12 protein-coding genes and 1 riboswitch are annotated in these 18,630 nt (G+C 48.1%); of the genes, 4 read left to right on the forward strand and 8 right to left on the reverse strand.

Annotation, left to right across the window (positions count from 1 at the left end; genetic code table 11):
* Positions 1 to 123 precede the first annotated feature (123 nt).
* The 3 genes from MKY82_RS17385 to MKY82_RS17395 all read left to right on the forward strand — a co-directional run bounded on the left by MKY82_RS17385 (position 124) and on the right by MKY82_RS17395 (position 3,766).
* The gene (locus MKY82_RS17385) at positions 124 to 1,824 is read left to right on the forward strand and encodes an extracellular solute-binding protein (RefSeq protein WP_194542899.1); all 1,701 of its coding nucleotides are present in this window, start codon (positions 124 to 126) and stop codon (positions 1,822 to 1,824) included.
* 96 nt (positions 1,825 to 1,920) lie between these two features.
* Positions 1,921 to 2,811, forward strand: a complete 891-nt coding sequence (locus MKY82_RS17390) for an ABC transporter permease subunit (RefSeq protein ID WP_339217440.1) — start codon at positions 1,921 to 1,923, stop codon at positions 2,809 to 2,811.
* Between the two features lie 64 nt (positions 2,812 to 2,875).
* Positions 2,876 to 3,766, forward strand: coding sequence for a carbohydrate ABC transporter permease (locus MKY82_RS17395; RefSeq protein WP_194542900.1), 891 nt, complete (start codon positions 2,876 to 2,878; stop codon positions 3,764 to 3,766).
* A 306-nt stretch (positions 3,767 to 4,072) separates the two neighbouring features.
* Here MKY82_RS17395 and MKY82_RS17400 read toward each other — a convergent pair whose 3' ends face one another.
* The 8 genes from MKY82_RS17400 to MKY82_RS17435 all read right to left on the reverse strand — a co-directional run bounded on the left by MKY82_RS17400 (position 4,073) and on the right by MKY82_RS17435 (position 18,200).
* Positions 4,073 to 4,453, reverse strand: coding sequence for a RidA family protein (locus tag MKY82_RS17400; protein WP_339293950.1), 381 nt, complete (start codon positions 4,451 to 4,453; stop codon positions 4,073 to 4,075).
* 57 nt (positions 4,454 to 4,510) lie between these two features.
* Positions 4,511 to 5,407, reverse strand: coding sequence for an effector binding domain-containing protein (locus tag MKY82_RS17405; protein ID WP_339217445.1), 897 nt, complete (start codon positions 5,405 to 5,407; stop codon positions 4,511 to 4,513).
* Between the two features lie 289 nt (positions 5,408 to 5,696).
* On the reverse strand, positions 5,697 to 7,412 hold the full coding sequence (locus tag MKY82_RS17410) for an ABC transporter substrate-binding protein (protein WP_339293951.1): 1,716 nt from the start codon (positions 7,410 to 7,412) through the stop codon (positions 5,697 to 5,699).
* 117 nt (positions 7,413 to 7,529) lie between these two features.
* A complete protein-coding gene (locus tag MKY82_RS17415; RefSeq protein WP_339217449.1) occupies positions 7,530 to 8,432 on the reverse strand; it encodes a carbohydrate ABC transporter permease in 903 nt (300 codons plus the stop codon).
* A gap of 71 nt (positions 8,433 to 8,503) precedes the next feature.
* A complete protein-coding gene (locus MKY82_RS17420; protein ID WP_071219042.1) occupies positions 8,504 to 9,484 on the reverse strand; it encodes an ABC transporter permease subunit in 981 nt (326 codons plus the stop codon).
* A gap of 206 nt (positions 9,485 to 9,690) precedes the next feature.
* Positions 9,691 to 11,931 (reverse strand): AraC family transcriptional regulator, encoded by a 2,241-nt coding sequence (locus MKY82_RS17425; protein WP_339293952.1) that lies wholly within the window; start codon positions 11,929 to 11,931, stop codon positions 9,691 to 9,693.
* A gap of 403 nt (positions 11,932 to 12,334) precedes the next feature.
* Positions 12,335 to 14,494: an amino acid adenylation domain-containing protein gene (locus tag MKY82_RS17430; protein ID WP_339293953.1), complete on the reverse strand. Its 2,160-nt coding sequence runs from the start codon at positions 14,492 to 14,494 to the stop codon at positions 12,335 to 12,337.
* Positions 14,495 to 14,699: 205 nt separating this feature from the next.
* A riboswitch (cyclic di-GMP riboswitch) is annotated at positions 14,700 to 14,794 on the reverse strand.
* A gap of 574 nt (positions 14,795 to 15,368) precedes the next feature.
* Positions 15,369 to 18,200, reverse strand: coding sequence for a hypothetical protein (locus MKY82_RS17435; protein WP_339293954.1), 2,832 nt, complete (start codon positions 18,198 to 18,200; stop codon positions 15,369 to 15,371).
* A gap of 173 nt (positions 18,201 to 18,373) precedes the next feature.
* Here MKY82_RS17435 and MKY82_RS17440 point away from each other — a divergent pair, with 173 nt between their 5' ends.
* Positions 18,374 to 18,598, forward strand: coding sequence for a hypothetical protein (locus tag MKY82_RS17440; protein ID WP_339293955.1), 225 nt, complete (start codon positions 18,374 to 18,376; stop codon positions 18,596 to 18,598).
* The last annotated feature ends 32 nt before the right edge of the window (positions 18,599 to 18,630 follow it).

The following is an 18,630-nucleotide window of genomic DNA, read 5'->3' on the forward strand; positions in this document are numbered from 1 at the left end:
TTTGTACATATGACCCCCTCATTTAGAAACCACCTTCTATCCTTGAAGGCGGTTTCATTGTGTTACAGTTAAATGGTCCATAGGGATAGTTATTCCATTCAATCTGATAGAAGGGGTGTAATTATGAAAAACAAGTCAAAAACGTTAGCGCTATTACTTGCCTGCTTTCTCGTTCTAGGTGCTTGCAGCAATACAACTAATAACACGCCGGCTGCACCGGAGAAAAGCGCGGAATCAAGCGAACCCGCTGATCCATTTGGCCGCTACGAAGAACCTGTCCAGATCAGCATCAGTATTGAAATCGATCCCACCGATAATGAATTGCCGCCTGGCGACACGCCGCTGGACAATCAATATACTCGTCAGATTAAGGAAGCGCTTAATGTGGACGTCGATCATCAATTCGCTGCCTCCGGCCAGAATCTTCGCCAGAGAATTAGTCTCGCCATTGCAAGTAACGATTTGCCGGATGCTATGGTCGTCAATGCCGTTGAGCTGCGCCAACTGGTCGAAGCCGACCAAATTGCCGATCTTACTGAGGTGTATGAGCAATATGCATCCCCGGAGATAAAGACCATCATTGAAAACACCAACGGTGCTGCCTTGGAGGCAGTTACATTCGACGGCAAAATCATGGCCCTTCCGGGTGTGCAGGCAAATGCCGACGGCATTCACCTCCTGTGGATCCGTCAGGACTGGCTGGATAAGCTGAACCTTGAACCGCCAACCACGATGGCAGAACTTGAGGCCGTCGCCCGTGCTTTCGTCGAAGATGATCCGGATAGCAACGGTCAGCGCGATACGATTGGGATCACTGGTCCGGAGAGTGGCGGTAAGCTGTATGCGAACTTCCTGGAGTCGAAGAACAATTTGTACGGTTTTGATGCCATTTTCTCCGCACACGACTCGTTCCCTGGATACTGGCTCGAGGGCGAGGATGGCAGCCCTGTGTACGGCTCAATTCTGCCGGAGACTCGCGAGGCGTTAGCTAGTTTAAGAGATTTGTATTCCAAGGGACTTATTGATCCTGAGATGGGTGTTCGTAACAAAGCGGATGAGCCCATTATCGCCGGAAAATCCGGAATGTTCTTTGCACCATGGTGGATGGCTTACGGCCCGCTAACCAATGCCGTTAAAAATGATCCCGAAGCCAACTGGCAAGCTTATGCCCTGCCTTTGAATCAAAATGGCGAATTTAGACCACATGCTGCTACACCTTCAACTGAGTTTGTGGTGGTTCGGAAAGATTACGAACATCCGGAAGTTCCGATGAAATTGCTAAACAATTTGTTTAAAAACGAACAAGAGAACACCTTTGACCCAAGCAAAGGCGGTCCTGGTTACTATCCGCTCCGCGTGGTGTACGCTCCATCCGATGAAATTGAATTTACAGTCAGAGCCCTCCGTGATGTGCTGGCTGGAAATAAAACCGCAGAGGATTTTGCGGATAACAAAGCTTACAAATTGCTGCCTTCGGATATCGCAAGCATCAAGACGATCAAAAACGAGCCTTACGATTCTATGGATCTTTCAACATGGAACCCTGAAGCGAACTGGGGAGCATGGACACGAGCGTACTCCATGATGGTGGGCGGAAGGCCGCTGGTTGATACCGAGTTTGAGGAGGTACCCAGTCTTCTGTATGAGCAGACGCCATTAATGGAGAGCCGTTGGGTGAATCTGCGAAAGTTAGAGGATGAGACCTTCCTGCGCATCATTATGGGCGCGGCTCCACTGGAGACATTCGACTCCTTCGTCGAGAACTGGAAACGTCAAGGCGGCGACCAGATTACCCAGGAGGTTAAGGACGCACTTGTGAAGTAATCTTAAGGCATATTACGAACCATATAACCAGAGCTCCCAGCACCTGTCAGGAGCTCTGGAACATTCGAAGTAGGATTCGGGGAAAGGAGTGCTGTCATGCGAATGAGAGGTTTCGCCAAACATTATTATCTGATGCTGATCCCGGGATTTCTATGGCTGCTCGTCTTCAGCATCGTTCCGATGTTCGGTATCATCATTTCGTTCCAATATTTTAATCCAGGCAAAGGAATCCTGGGCTCGGATTGGGCGGGACTTGAGCACTTCAAGTATATGTTTTTGCTGAAGGATACACAGGAAGTCTTCATGAATACGCTTGTCATCGCGTCCATGAAGATTGTCGCCAATCTGATTGCGCCTCTGCTGTTTGCACTGATGCTCAATGAGCTGCGTCTGATGATTCTCAGACGCTGGATTCAGACCATTGTCTATCTGCCTCACTTTTTATCCTGGGTTATTCTGGGGGGCATTGTACTAGATCTATTCTCCTATAATGGACCCGTTAATCAACTGACTGCTTTGTTCGGATTCCAGCCCAAACTGTTCTTTGCCGATTCCCAGCTGTTTCCGTTCCTCGTAGTCGGCAGTGACGTCTGGAAGGAATTCGGTTTTGGTACCATTATCTATCTTGCCGCGCTTACCGGTATCAACCCGGCACTGTACGAAGCTGCCAACATCGATGGCGCAGGACGCTGGAGAAGTCTCTGGCATATCACGCTGCCCGGGATCCGCACGACAGCCGTATTGCTTACGGTACTCAGCTTGGGTAATGTGCTTAACGCGGGCTTCGACCAGATCTTCAATCTGTACAACCCGCTCGTCTATTCTACAGGTGATATTATTGACACCTGGGTCTATCGTACAGGTTTGCTCAACCTCCAATATGAACTTGCGACCGCCGTCGGCCTGTTGAAGTCCGTTGTGGGCTTCCTGCTGATATCCGTCTCGTATTATCTGGCTTACCGTTTTGTTAACTATCGCATATTCTAAGGATTCATCCTGATGAAAGCTATGTAAACTCATACCATTCCAACTAGAGTAGGAGGTGCTGACCGTGGTCAGAGACCGGACGTTCGGCAACCGTGTGACGGATATTATACTGATTGTAGTCCTGATAGGCATTACTTTGTCATGCGTCCTGCCGATCTGGTACACGCTCTCCCTTTCGCTTAGCTCCAACTCTGCCGCTGCGGCCGGTAAGGTCTGGCTATGGCCAGTCGATTTCAATCTCAACGCATATAACCAGATTCTCAATGACAATCAGTTCTTCCGGTCCTTCTGGACATCGACCGAGCGAGTGCTGCTGGGGGTTATTCTCAATTTTATCATGGTTGTGCTCATGTCTTACCCGCTCTCGCGGACAGCGAGAGAATTCAAGGGGCGCAATGTGTTCATGTGGATTCTCATTTTCACGATGTTGTTCAACGGCGGTCTGATCCCCCTATATCTGACGGTCAAAGAGCTCAACATGCTGAACAGCATCTGGGCACTTGTCCTGGTCGGCGGCGCGCAGACACTCGTCTTCAATGTTATCCTCACGATGAACTTCTTCCGCAACCTGCCCAAGGAGCTGGATGAAGCCGCCCTTGTCGACGGCGCGGGACCATGGTACATCCTGTTCAAGATCTACATCCCTCTGGCCGTGCCGGTGCTGGCGACCGTCTCGCTGTTCAGTATCGTGTATCACTGGAATGAATTCTTGTACGGTCTGATCTTCATGTCCCGTGAGCAATTCTATCCACTCCAGACGTATATCCAGCAGCTTGTCGTCTCGGTCGATCCATCGACGATGTCCGAGGACCAGTACCGTCGCTTGTCGGAGTTGTCCAACCGGACACTCGATGCCGCCAAAATCTTCATCGCGATGCTGCCCGTCCTTATCGTTTATCCCTTCCTCCAGCGCTTCTTCATTCACGGGATTACGCTGGGTTCGGTTAAAGAGTAGCTCACACAGCAAGGACAACAGCAGGTTTCAGAGATCCATACCATTTTCTTAACCTTTATAATAAAACATATTGTAAATAGGGGCCGTCCCAAATGATCTTAGATCTTGAGAAACGGCCCCTTTTTACTGTTGCTTCGTCTATAAAAAACTCTAATATAATGGGACCATGAGCTTGTCTGTCTTCCTCTTTAACACGCATGCCGTATGATGGGTTAAGGCATATGGTGTTATCTAAAGGAGTCTGTTCTCTGTTCCCTGGTAATCATCCTTCCCCGTAACTTGGGTATCAAAATTATAGTAACAAAATTACTTCGCTGCAACGGCTTCGATCTCAACAAGCAAATCAGGCGATGCAAGGGCTTTGACAATAACTAACGTCATCGCCGGGGGAGGAGTCGGCAAGGCCCCTGCTCCAGCCTCCATGAAGGCACCCAGTTGATTTTCATCCGTTAAATAGATCGTGGATTTCACGATGTCGTTGGCATCCATATTCGCACCTGCAAGAACCTTGTATAAATTATGGATCGCCAATTCCGTTTGTTGCCGAATACCTACACCGGGAATTCCATCAGGACCTACACCTACTTGACCTGAGATGAACAGCATTTGTTGGAATGATGTGACCTCTACTCCGTGGTGATAAATGTCCGAGGAAACCATACCTGGAGGGTTGAATTTTCTTAGCATCTTTCCCATCTCCTTTATTAGCATATCGGGATTCGTGTTCAAAGTCGGATGCAGGCATTAGATTTTCCTAACGGCGAACCACAGTTCAACAGTGTGAAGGCCGCCTCTTTCGCCGCAAACTTGCATTTCCATTTCATCCACCTGCTCATTGCCTGACGTCGGGAGCCATTCCGCATAAAATCGTCGATACAACGTCTCAATGGTTTCACCAAATGCATCCGAAGCAATCGGTTCGGAGGGGAAGATGGCCCATGTTTGTGCGGGAATCGTTATGGTTGAATACCCTTTTGTGTTGCTGGTTGCGCTCTTAAAGGAACACAACATATAAGGGAACGTGTCGTTTCCTGTTTTTTTATAACTGCAAATTCCATGTACTTTGTTTGAATCTTGGCTTACAAAACGGGGCAAGTCGCCGGCGTTACAAGCAAGTCTCTCAACTTCGCCATTGGCGTGGGATTGCTGCCAGAATTGTGCCGGCGTGCTCGGTGCATCACCACTTTCATCACTTTGAAAAACTCGTTCAATACCGAAAACTTCGAATGATTCCTTCGTTTCAATACGATAATTCACCGCATCCACCCCCTTAATCGTAATCAGGAATGAGAGGCGTGGATAGGCTTTAAGAGCAATTCCGTCTTGGCGAGCCATTGCCGGCGTGATCCCATGAAGCGATTGAAATGCCCGCGCGAATGAAACCGGAGACTCGTAACCGTATTTTATGGCGATATCGATCACTCTAATTGCTTTGTTATTTTGCAATTCGAGCGCGGCAAGAGTGAGCTTTCTGCGCCGAATATACTCTGCCAGCGTTACATTAGTAATGAATGAGAACATCCTCTGGAACTGATGAGATGAGCAGCATGCTCTACGAGCAACTTCACTCAGTTCAATCTCTCCAGCTAAGTTTAATTCGATATAGTCCATCGCCCGATTCATCCGTTCAAGCCATTCCATCAGATTCCTCCTCTCGACAAAAGTATAATATCCCGACAATTTCGTACCGCAACTATTTGTGCACAAATTAGTTGCGTCTTCTTGGACAATGTTAATGTACATTCATTGTAGTACAAAGCCGAGCATGGACAGCGCCATCAAGGGAGCCGTTACAAATATTTTCGTTTAATACTCGCATTATCCTGCCCGTTAGCTTAATGAAATGTCTGGCGCCGAAATGATATCTCACAAGAAAAAAGGGCCCCGCTCGGCATAGCCGACTGCGGAGAACCCCATAACGATTCATCATTTACTTTTTCGCTTCCAAGGCTTTTTGGTAGATTTCAAGGTATTGGGTTAGCTGGAGTCCGTCTAATCCCTTGACGTAAGCATCCCATTCCTTATTGATGTCTTTAGAACCGGTAATAAATTGAGCCATGTTGGACTTCACGTAATCGATCAACGCAGTCTTGATTTGCGCCGCGATCTCCGCGTCTTCCAGCGCAATAAAAACTCCATTTGGGTATTGCTCCTTGGAATGGAACGCCTCATATTCCTTGGATACCTGATTCAGCCGCGTCCCATATCCATCCGGTGCCAGCGGATCTTGCGGTGCGGTCCAGGAAGCTCGATACGCATAAGTTCTTAAAGAAGGCCCGATCTGTTCCCATCCGTCATTATGCGTTGGCTTTTTGTCCGTTTTCGGAATCGACGTATATTTCGCTTGATTTCCGTTAATATCCAGCTCTCCGTCTTGTGCCTTTCGCCAACCTTTGCCTTCCGGGCCGTTCTCCTGCAGCAGAATTGCTTCTTCGGTGTAAAGGTAGTCCGCGAGGCGGATCGCTGCAATCTGCTGGTCGTTGGTCGCTTTATTCGTAATGGCAAACTGGGAATTACCAATGCCGGCAAAATTCAGGGTTTGCTGAACGCCGCCGGGCCCTTTTAGAGGTGGAACCACGACGTAATCCTTATGCCGCGGCGCTTTATCATCCATGCTGTAGGCATAACTGATCAGCGCGGTAGACAAAGCTCCCATAACGTTGTCTGGTTCCCGGTTGGCCATTTGCTGAACCGCGTCAGCGTTTTGTGTAAAGGCCGCCGGATCAATCAATCCCTCTTTGTATAACTTGTTTAAGTAAATCAACCCTTGCTTCCATTCATCCTTATTTGCCGTAAAATCAACCTTGCCGTCAATGACCCTTAGGAAGGTGCCCGCATTCTTCTCGGTATAATCATCTAAAATAAAGGAGTTCATCAGAAATGCCGAAACGTTTCCCGCCCACATCTCATCTGATCCCGAAAGCGGGAGTTCGTCGACCTTGCCGTTTCCATTCGGGTCCTTTTCCTTAAAAGCCTTCAGGACATTGTAAAACTCTTCTGTGGTGGTAGGAACGGATAGTCCCAGCTGATCGAGCCATTTCTTGTTGATCCACATTTTCAATGCGTTATCGCAGTGATAACATTCATTTACTTGAGGAAGGGCGTAAATATTGCCATCGGGGGCCGTTATTGAATCCTTCATATATGGGATATCCTGCATTGCCTTCTTTATATTCGGCGCGTATTGTTCGATCAGGTCGTTCAACGGGATAAACACGCCTTGCGATCCATACTTCATCTGTTCTTCCTTGGAGAGGTCCCCATGCAGGATGACTTCCGGGTAGTCTCCACTGGCGAGCATTAGCTGTTTGCGATCCTTCAAGGCATTGTTCGGAACCAGATCCCAATCGATTTTGATGTTCGTTTTCTCTTCCAGGAACACGGTAAAGGCATTGGTTTTCATATCCTCGATGGTCGGAAACTGCGGCGCAAACATTCTTATCGTCATCGGCTGCTTCACAATCGGATAGGTGCCGACCTCTGTAAACAATTCACTTTGTTCGGGAGGCGATTCCGCCCCTGTCTCACCAGCAGCAGCGTCCGGGTTCTCCGGATTGGAGGATCCTCCACAGGCACTCAGCAGCATCGTCAAGGTCAACAGACAGATTAACAACGCGATTAAAGACTTCGTCCACCCTTTGCGCATCAAAACAACTCCCCCATTCTTTTTCATGTTATTCCTGATCACAATCAGTAAACTTCCAATCACCCGTATCTTCCTTGAATAAAAGACCGCACCACCTCCCTTAAGCTGGTTTCCCACTTATCCTTTCAAGGAACCGATCATGACTCCTTTGACAAAGTGCTTCTGAACAAACGGATAAATGATCAGTACCGGTGCACTCGCGACCACGATCAGCGAATATTTTAATAGATCCTTCAGTCCTTGCTGCGCCTGCACCTGATCCACATTGGCCATCATCGACGGATCCACCGTGTTCAGAATCAAGACGTTGCGTAGAATGATTTGCAGCGGGAACAAGTCCGGAGATCTCAGGAAGATCAAGGCGTCAAAATATGCATTCCAATGTCCAACTGCGTACATGAGCGTCATGACGGCAATAATCGGTTTGGACAGAGGCAGGACGATGCTGAGAATGAACCGGATATCGCTGCATCCGTCCAGCTCCGCCGCTTCGGACAGTTCATCCGGGATGGTCGTCTGGAAGAAGGTGCGGGCAACGATAACCTGGATCACTCCCATGGCTCCCGGCAGAATCATCGCCCAACGGGTGTCGAGTAACTGAAGATCCTTCACCAGGAGATAGTACGGTATCAAGCCCCCGTCGAACATCATGGTAATAACCAGCACAATCATAAAGAAATGTCGGCCGTACAGCGTCCGCTTGGCAAGCGGATATCCAAACATGATTGTCAGTGACACGTTGATCGCCGTCCCTACGACCGTGTAGAACAAGGAGTTCATATAGCCGACGCCGATCTGCGGGTTCTGGAATACCGCCTTGTATCCATCCAATGTAAAATCGACTGGGAAGAGCCATACCTTTCCGGACACGACGGCCTGCGGCGAGCTTACGGATGAGCTGAGAATATAAATCAATGGCACGGCCACGATGATAAGAATCAAGGTCAGGAAAGCATAGATCAAAGCGACAAATATGCGGTCCCCCCGGGATTCCCGAATTACGGTTGTTGTTTTGGGCATTTTGTTCCCTCCTTGGCACCTTTTTCATTTAGGTATGGTTTCAGTCGGCCTCGGCGATGAATTCATTCGACTCACCACAGACTGCTGCTCGACAGCTTTCGGGCGATGTAATTCACGGCGATCAACAGGAGCAAATTCACCACCGAGTTGAAGAAGCCGATCGCCGCCGAGAAGCTGAAGCTCGACCCAAGCAGACCTACTTTATACACATAAGTAGATATGACTTCGGAAGAGGCGAGATTGAGAGGGTTTTGCATTAGATAGATTTTTTCGAAACCCAGCTTCATAATGTTACCAAGATTCAGGATCAGCATGATCACTGACACGGGAATCAGGCTGGGGATATCAATCTTGAGGATCTTCTGGATGCGGGAAGCCCCATCCACCCTGGCCGACTCATACAGCTCAGGATTTACTCCGGCGAGCGCAGCGATATAGATGATCGCCCCGTATCCGGTGTACTGCCACACATCGGACCAGACATAAATGGATTTGAACAGATCAGGCATACCCATAAAATTCGTATTGGTTACTCCCATCATTTCGAACAGCTTGCTGACCATGCCCACTTGGGGCGTCAAATTGACGATAATGATCGATACCATGATAACCGTCGATATAAAGTAAGGAGCGTAAGTTATCATTTGTACGCTCTTCTTGAACAGCCCATTTCGGATTTCGTTCAGGGCGAGCGCCAGAATAATCGGTGCCGGAAACCCGACGGCCAGACCATAGAAACTGATCCCGAGCGTATTTTTGATGTAGAGCCAGAAGTTTGGGGATTCAAAAAATTGTTCAAAGTATTTGAATCCAGCCCAAGGGCTTCCCCAAATCCCTTTAATGACGCTGTAATCCTTGAATGCAATCACGATCCCGGCCATCGGCACATATTTGAATACAATCAAGTAAAGAAAGGGGAGCAGGAGAACCAGATACAGCTGCCAGTGGCGCCTGATCCGGATCCACGTCGTTTGCGGGCGGGAGCGGGTGCCGACCTGAGCAGGACCGGGTAGCCCGGGACCGCCATGTAACTTATTGTTGAGACTTCGCATCAGCATGAACTCCTTTTCGTTGTATGTTGCGGATATCGTTAGCGCCCTTTTGGATGCGGCGGAATGTATTGCCATTGTAAACGCCCGATCTTGCGATCAACAAGAAACAAGAATAAACGGGTTAACCATTTTCGCCTGCATGATTTATAACGAAAAAGGCAGCGATGAGCTCGCCACCTTAACCGTTTTCTATAAAGAAACCGTTTTCAACTGTTCGTTTTGCGGAGCTGATTGCTGCGGTATTCGCCCGGTGCCGTTCCCATAATCCGTTTAAATACTCGCGTTAACGAGATGGCGTGGGTATAGCCAACCCGCTCCGCAATCTCTTGTACAGAGGCATCCGTCTCCAACAACAGCTTCACTGCTTCACGCATCCGTACCTGGATAAGAAAATCGACGAACCTCTGTCCGGTATGTCCCTTGAACAACTTGCTTATATATTTGGGATTCAGCTGAAAACGATCCCCGAGCATCTCCAGCGACAAATCCGGGTTGGCATAGTCCTGTTCGATCAGCTTGCAGATCTCCCGGATAAGCGCTGCATACTGCCTGCCTTCTTGTAGCTGACCCACGGATTCGAACAAACTGGTCATGACCTGCTTGATTTCAATCCGCAGCTGCTCCAGTGAACTGCCATGGTCCAGCATTTCCGTAAGTAGGGGAAGCTGTACCTGGGACCACTCGCGGTAGACATCCTTATTCATGTCCGAAAGCTCCCGGCCGACGTTATACAGTAAATAATTCATCAGGTTAAATATCTCTTCATTGGTAAGAAGGCTGCCCTTTAACTGTCCGAACCATGCCTCATATGCCTCCTCCCACCCTATGTTCAGCATTCGGTAGGATTGAATAATCGAGCTGATTTCTCCTAGGTGAGCGTACACTTCGGCATGGCTGGTGCCGGCGATATCCTCGCTGCGGATCAGTCGGTTTTCCCCGAGCACGATTTTGTATTTAAGCGCTTGGGCTGCGCTTTTATACGACTTGGACAGGTCTTGGATCCGATAAACCTCCTCGCCGCTTCCAATCGTAACGGTAAATTTCAAATTTTGCTCGGTCCAACCCCGCATTTTCGCGCCAAAACGGGATAAAGCTTCTCCCTCTCTCTCCTCTGTCTCGTCCCCCTCAAAGTAAATGACGGCAAGGCAGGAGGGCGACGTCCATTCCGACCACAAACGAATACTCTCCTTCATCGCAATCTCGTTCACCACGTTCCGGAGGACGAATTTCAGCAGATTCTGATCACTCGCCGTATACTTCCGGCAGAACTCTCCGTAGTTGTCCATTTCAATGATGAGTAACCTAAACCGGTCCAGCGGCTCGGGTAAATTCAGTATGGCGGCTTCCTCCTGCCACTCTTCCAGACTCATATCGGTTTGTCCCTCAATCAGCTGATGGAACAGATACCTTGTCCGCAGATGAAGATCTTCCTGGTATTTTTCCTGGTATTGCCTGGACTGCTCCAGGATATGATCGAACGCCGACTCAATAAATGCGAACTCATCGGGACTGCCTTTCCATAAGCCCGCGCCCCTTACAGGCAGGGAATAGTCGCTGAATCGCTCGGCGATCCGCTCGATCGGTCTGGCATTGCGCCGAGTCACATAGATCATCCAGATGAATCCGGCGGCGATCATGAGGAGTCCGATCACAAACCACAGATTATAGAGTTCTGAAATCGTGTTGACATATCCGCCATTGATGAGACCGCTTCCATATTTCCAACCGGTGTAGTCCGAGGTATATTCCGAGAAGAGCTCGGATTCTTTAACTTTCGCCTCACTCCCGAACAACAGCTGACCGGAAGCATCTTTAGCTTGGATAAAGCTGACCTTGGATTCGTACATATTCTCCGTCAATTTTTTCAGCGAATCTGCCGAAACGTTAACCACGATCATGCCGAGATTATTTTTCATGTATGGCGATCCCCGCACCAGACTGGCCACCTGTTTACCGCCAATCATTTTGAATTGCTCGAAACTGCGCCCACCAGTCCACTTCGGAGTCTTGGACACCTGATATTCTTCGATAAATTTGCGGTCAGGATATGAACCGATATAAGCGTTGGTTGCATCACTCAACACATATCCGTCCGAATATCGCACCAAGTAAATGGAATCGATCAAAGGATAGTAATTGATCAATTCCTTAAGCTTCTGCACGGCCCTGATGTTGATGTAGGCATCACTTCCTGAGTTTGCCTTAAAAAAATTGTTCAAAGACTCGCTGTTGATACTCTCGAGGACGATCATATTATCGATCACTTTGAGCGACGTATCCACGATCCGCATCGCCTGTAGGGACAGCGTCTTATTGGCATTCAGCGCCTCGCGACGGCTTTGCTCACTGAACATTTGAAAGAAAACAAAGAAAATAAACGTGATGACAATCATAAATACCGGCATGTAGGACAATAGTAGTCGTTTAAACCATGATTTGCGCATCATAACCCCGCCCCTATGTAATGTGGACATGCTTTTGTATTAATGAATTATACAACGGGGGGCAATCCCCTGTCGGTTGAAGTAACTTTAGAATAATTTTGATGATAATCCGACAGTGGCGGATGGAATAGCAAGGTTAAACTGTTCACAAAAGAAAAAGCAGTCAACCTTTGTTTAAGGTGACTGCTTGCCGTCATCATACTTTAGCCTTGACTTCTCTTTATCTGTTTTGTTCACTTTTTTCCTTCCTTGCTCCCTACCCAAATTAGTGTGCTCCCATCCATCATTGGTGATGACTGGACGATAAACATCGATAGATCGGGTCAAATGCGGTCTCGATTTGCTCCACATCCTTGTACAGCCAGATCTTTTTAAGCATTTGCTGCGTTTCGTTTAGCGGTTCGTCTCAGTTGACGAGCATCGGACGAAGAAGATCAGGGTCCGGCAGAGCTTTTTTATCGACTTTCCCGTTAGGGGTAAGCGGCAAACTTTCCATCTGCACCACAAGTGAAGGCAGGAAATATTCAGGCAAATTCCGGGCTAAATACGCCTTGACTTCCGTTTCGGACAACACCTGTTTCGCAACAAAATACGCACATATTATCGGATTTCCACTTCCGTCTGCTTTGACGGCTACCGCGGCTTTCGAGATTGCGTTGTGTTCCAATAGCCGGGTCTCGATTTCTCCCGGTTCCACTCGATACCCTCGGATCTTTACTTGATCGTCGATTCGCCCGATCATTTCGATATTGCCATCCGGCAGCCACAGGGCCAAATCCCCCGTTCGATATAACCTTTCCCCGAGGAGCGGATGTTCCACAAACTTGGCTTCTGTCAATTCCAGCTGATTCACATACCCCCGCGCGATACCGTCTCCTCCGACGCAAAGCTCTCCTACTACTCCGATCGGCTGAAGCTTCAACTGTTTATCAAGAATATAAGCGGATGAATTGCATATTGGTCTGCCAATTGGAATGGTCGATTCGAAATCACGTTCGATCGGGAAGTAAGTGGAGAACGTCGTGTTTTCCGTTGGACCGTACATATGGATCATCCGCAGATCGGGGCACCTCTTCCTTACGGCATTTACGTGCTTCGGCGATAACGCTTCTCCGCCGATTAGCAAGGTGTCTAACATACGAAAGGCGTCTGGGTCCTGTTCGGCCAGATTATGGAATTGAGCCGTAGTCAGAAACCAAGCCGTAATGCGGTGGCCGATGATGGTTTCCTTCAATTTGTAAAGGTCAAATAGGTCCGTGTCCTTCATCAAATACAAAGTAGATCCGTTCAAAAGGGATCCCCAAATTTCAAAGGTCGACGCATCGAATGTTATTGTACCGGTTTGCAAAATTCGATGCTCCTTGGAAAAGTTGAAATAATTGGTATTCTTGACCAGTCTTACGATGTTACGATGCTCAACCATGACTCCTTTCGGTGTCCCCGTTGATCCGGAAGTATAGATGATATAGGCTAGACTTTGCGAGGTTGCTGCAGATATCGTATGGGGACAGCTGTCAAGGCTTAGCTGCGCGTTGTCCCAATAAATTACTTTTCCCTCAAATGCTATGTCAGGCTTCCAGCTGGAAGGAGCCAGTAAAAATCCCGCTCGACTGTCCTTGAGCATATATTCGATTCTTTCGCACGGAAAATCGGCTTCGATGGGCATATAAGCGCCGCCAGCTTTCAATATGGCTGTAAGCCCGACAATCATATTGACAGACCGATCCGCGACAATGCCAACAACGCTCTCCGGCTTAATGCCGTGATCCTGCAGTGCTTTTGCAAGCTGATTCGCGCGTTCGTTCAATTCCCGATAGGACATCTGATGGTCCTCGGTCATGACCGCCGGGCGATCGGGGGTTAAACGGACCTGTTCCTCAAACAAGTAATGGACCGTTTGGCTGGAAGGATAGTCCGTCTTGGATCCGCTGAAAGCCTGAATCTGTCTCTCCTCTTCTTCCGACATCATACGTATGTCGGCAATCACCTTCTCGGGGAAATCAACTACTTCATGCACGATTCGGCTCAAGTGGCCGCTCATCTGCTCGATCGTTTCTTTTCTGTAGGAGCGGGTCGAATATTCAAGGTGTATCATGATAAATTCCTTCTTAAAAGCCGTCAAAGCAAGCTCAAACGTCCCCAGCTGATCGGATTCATAAGGAGTGGCATTGGCGTTTTGCCAAGTAAACGCCGCTTTGATGAACGGGTTGCCGCTCAAATTCTTTCGCATATTCCGATCTTCGAGTGCTTGCATCGTGGTATGCTTGACTTCTATCAGAAACTTACCTAATGGCTTATGTACAGTAGGAGAGTAACGTATAGGAAACATCTGTCTTTCCAACAGATACCCAATTACAGGATCATCCTCGCCGGTATATTTGGCAAGCAGGATCGCATAACAAGCCATAAGTGCCATATCCACAGTTATTCCGAAATTGAACGCAAGTTCATGGAGTTTTCGGGTCGTTGCAAAATCCAGGGAAAAACGAACCTGGTTTCCTTCATCGTTGGCCCATCCCCCCCTCGGCAATTCGTCAATTGATACATCACAAGTCGTTTGTTCCATGACCATCAACCTCCCGGATAATCGATTCATTAATGTCTGATTGTTAACGAACAGAAAAATCCTCTTCGCATTCTGCGATCAAGTAATGTCCCCCTTCAACCCCAAACTAGTTTTTTATAGCGAAGCCACCGTTGTTTTTTGGAACGTCAAAAAAACCCCTTTCTTCAATTCAAAATAATGAATAAAACGGAGGTTTCCCGTTGTATTCGGCAACTGGCTGGCATTGCGGTCGCAGTAGATCCCGCATTAGCCCCTATAGCTTTGCGTCGCCACCTTTCGGTGGGTTTGCTATTGTCGTACAAAAATAGTATTTAAATTGTAAACCATGATTATATTATGTATTCGATTTACAATTACTGTATCTTGTTTCCAAATGAAAATCGATAGGTCTTTTGTTCAATATTGTCTTTCAAGAATGGTTTTGATGATATTGATAACCCTCATGAAACACTAGGTCGTGATAGTTAATCTTTACTAATTTTTTCCACTCCTCGACTTCACTACACTTCATTTAACTATGTATTAAAGCTATTCTGTTCAAAAGAAAGGCTGCGATTTTCTGTAATTACTTGGATATTAGATGATGGCTGATCAAGAAAATAGTTCTATTTTTTAACTTCACTCCTATATCCATTGACCTAATTGCGACAGCAGAAATCATCAAACACTATAACTTTTGCCTCTTGTCAAACGGGACTAAATTACCGTCTTTAACTGGTAAGGACATCTCGCTTCCGATCAGAAAACTTTCATAAGTTCAACCCACTTGGTAATTCCATCCTTCAAGTTCCCGGTCTAATGGATCACTGGATAATAAAATAAAGAGCCGTTGTCCAGGACAACGGCCTCATATTGCTATATGTCATGAACAGTTTTAAAAAGGTCCGGTTATTTTCACCTTGATTTTATTGGATTCAACTGTTACCCCGTTCAATGTAATTCGAATCGACAATTCGGCTTGCCCCGGATGCTTGGCGATAATCTTTCCTTTGGGGTCGATCGCCGCCTTATCCGGACGGCTGCTCAAATACTCAATGTGAGCGCCGGATAACTCCTTAGTCGTTCTTCCTCTCTCAAGGAAGACTTCGTAGGAATAACCGACCTCATCTCCCGGGTGAAGCTGGAGCGATTCAGCCTCGAGTTGTACTTTGTCCAGCGGCATGACCAGATTCGGGTCGCTATACTTCATTAGCTCGCTGCCATATTTGAAATAGAAGTTGCCAAAGTCGTCCTGCGCCAGCTTTTCCGCATTGCTCTCCAACAAGATGGACAGCGATTTGCTTGCTGTGTCAATCTTAAACATCTTGCTCGTATAAGTATGGTCAGCAACATATCCCGTATAAATGGTACCGTACACATAGCCGTCCGTTCCAATGGTCAATCGAGGATTGCTGTGTGCATAATCTGCTGTAGGAAACATATCCTCACTGTAAATAATCTCTTGGCGTTCCGTATCATAGATGAACAGAGCCCCCAGCGCCATTCCCCATATGTTACCGTCCGGGCCCCATATCAAAGAGGTTACTGCTTTTTTGCCCGGAACAGGTACCTGTTCCAGCTCTACTCGGCCTGATGCTGTATCGTAAATGGCAAGTTTCCCCTCTCCGCCGGTCATCGCGCCGGTGGCCATAAACAGCTTTCCATTTTGGTAAAGCAACGAATTGATCGAATGACCGGATATAATGTCGCGCTTCACATCAAACTTTCCGGTAACAGGATTGTAGACGGTAAGTGCCCCGCCTGTTTTGCCTGCAATTGGATAGGAACCGATGTATAACAGGTTTTCTTCCTCGACCCCGAGCATGGCTACGGGCCGGTCTTGCTCCGAACCCAACTGACCAAGCCGCAGCGGATTATTCGGTTCTGATGGGTCCGTCCGGTTCCAAGGTTTGGCTGGATCGTATTCAAAGAGGGTCGCTCTAGGATAAACACCGAGATACATCTTTCCGTTCAATGAACCGAACCCTTCGACTTGACCGATTTGAGGATAATGCTTGGTCTCGTTACGGGTCGGCGAGTAAATTCCCATTCCCCCGCCTGAAATGAAGCCCGAAGACAGAATCTGCCCGTCTGTGCTCTTCCCGATATTAAACAATTCCACAAACTGTGCCGGAAACGGAAGCTCCGGCGTCTCAATCAAACCGGTTTCCAGATTGTAATAAAATGCCCTGCCGCTATTTCCGGCCAATCCGACCAAGGTCCAGCCCGGATACTTTGCCTGATCCAGCTGAACATAACCAAAAGCGACGCCTGCTCCTTTGACATCCACGCCCAGCGAGCCGTAAACCCCCGTATTCACATCATACGAATAAAGCGACCACTGCTGCCCGCCTCCCGGGAGAGTCTCATAATAGGTGTAGAACACCGTTTTGCCGTCTGGCGATATTGGTGAGAATCCCCGGGCATTATAGGCCGTATTTTTATTTACGATCCAACTGGAGGTATCGGGATCATAGACACACATAACGGGTCCTGGATCCACGCGCACGAAAAGTTTGCCCCCTGCATACCGGAGATCATAAACCGAAGTCATGCCGTTAAATTCAGGCGGATGAAGCGCGGTGGATCTTCCGCTTGCGAGATTGTATTGATAAAGCTTGGCGACATCGGCTCCCCCCACATAGATCACTTGACGATCGGAATCGTAAGCAAGGCTGCGGATATGAGACTCTTTCGAAGAAGTCTTGAAGGATTTAAGGATTCTGGTCTGGTCGGATGCGGGATCATATTCAAACAGCGTTTGGGAATATCCCGTTCCTCCATATACTTTGCCATCTTCCCCGGCTACAAGCGTCCAGATCACGGTATCGGTAGGAACCGGTTTGCCGATCGCCCGCAATGTATCCTCTGCCGGATCATATTGAAACAACGTCCCGTTCGGCGTACTGCCGATGTATACCTTTCCATCGGAGGCTGTCACAATCGCCCAAGCTGCCGATACGTTGCTTCCGTCAAGCGCAACCAGTGGATGTGTGGATTTCACTTCTTTCGAAGCTACATCCATTACGATGAATTGTGCCGGATCACCCTGTGCGACCGTAAACAAAGCATCCTGACCATTCTTGTCTTTACCGAAGGCTGCAGTCATCAGAGTTAGACTCGACGATTGCGGTCCCAAATTCGTTAAGTACGGTGAGGACGCATGCGTTTGCAATGTGACGCTGTCAACGAAATACCTGCCGGTTTGATCGCCATTAAACTTGAAGGCGACTTTGACCTCTGCAGCATTTTTAGGTGCCGCAGCAGCCACTCTTAAACTCTGCCATTGGCCCGATGGTTCATCGACCAGGCCGCTCACTACGGAGACAAGCTTTCCGTCTGCATCATAAAACCTGAGGTCTGCTTTGCCGCCTTGACCTTCATCCGAGAGCACACTTGCTGTCATGATGACATTGCCGAATGGCTGGACGGCGTATGCATCGCTGACCGCTCCGGAGCCTGCATCGGGCGACAGGCGTTCCACCTGAAGACTTCGTTTCCCGTCTGCGTACACGGACTCACTTACGGTAATGGCAGCTGTGTCTTCATCGGGCTGCCAGCCCGGCAAACGTCCATTTACTTCAGAATCCTCGAAGCCGCCGTTGATCATAACGTTGGTCAATTCTTCATCTGCGGCATACGTGATCGGCATGGCCCACGGGATAATTGCGAACATCATGATAACCGTTAGGACTGCGGCAACTCGACTCTTCCACTTGCTTCTCACTAAACTCTCCCCTTTACGAATAAATTTTTTCCCGGTTAGTAAACGCTTTCAATACGATCTCATCTTATCATATCCCTTTATTTGTATACAAGTAAAATACATGTAAATAACATGTGGACTCACTAGTCCCTTATGAGATTTAGAAATGTTATCATGGTGGTTCCTGTCTCTGATTGCAATATGGATATGCTCTGGCGGCAGCGGTCGAGCTGAGCCTGACCGACAGCAGCGTCAAAATCCGGTTGGCAGCCGTTCATGGTCTAACGCCAGTCAGCTCCGTCCTCTGGCGCCGTCATGAATTGAATACAAAAACAGCCGGGAATAACCCCGGCTGCTGCATTTGCTGGACACCCCAACCATTATTGTCTCTACGCCTGTCGATGGAAATGAATGCCTAATGCAAACATTTGTTATTCCATCGAAACCCTTA

The organism is Paenibacillus sp. FSL W7-1279 (assembly GCF_037969845.1).
GTDB lineage: Bacteria > Bacillota > Bacilli > Paenibacillales > Paenibacillaceae > Paenibacillus_AQ.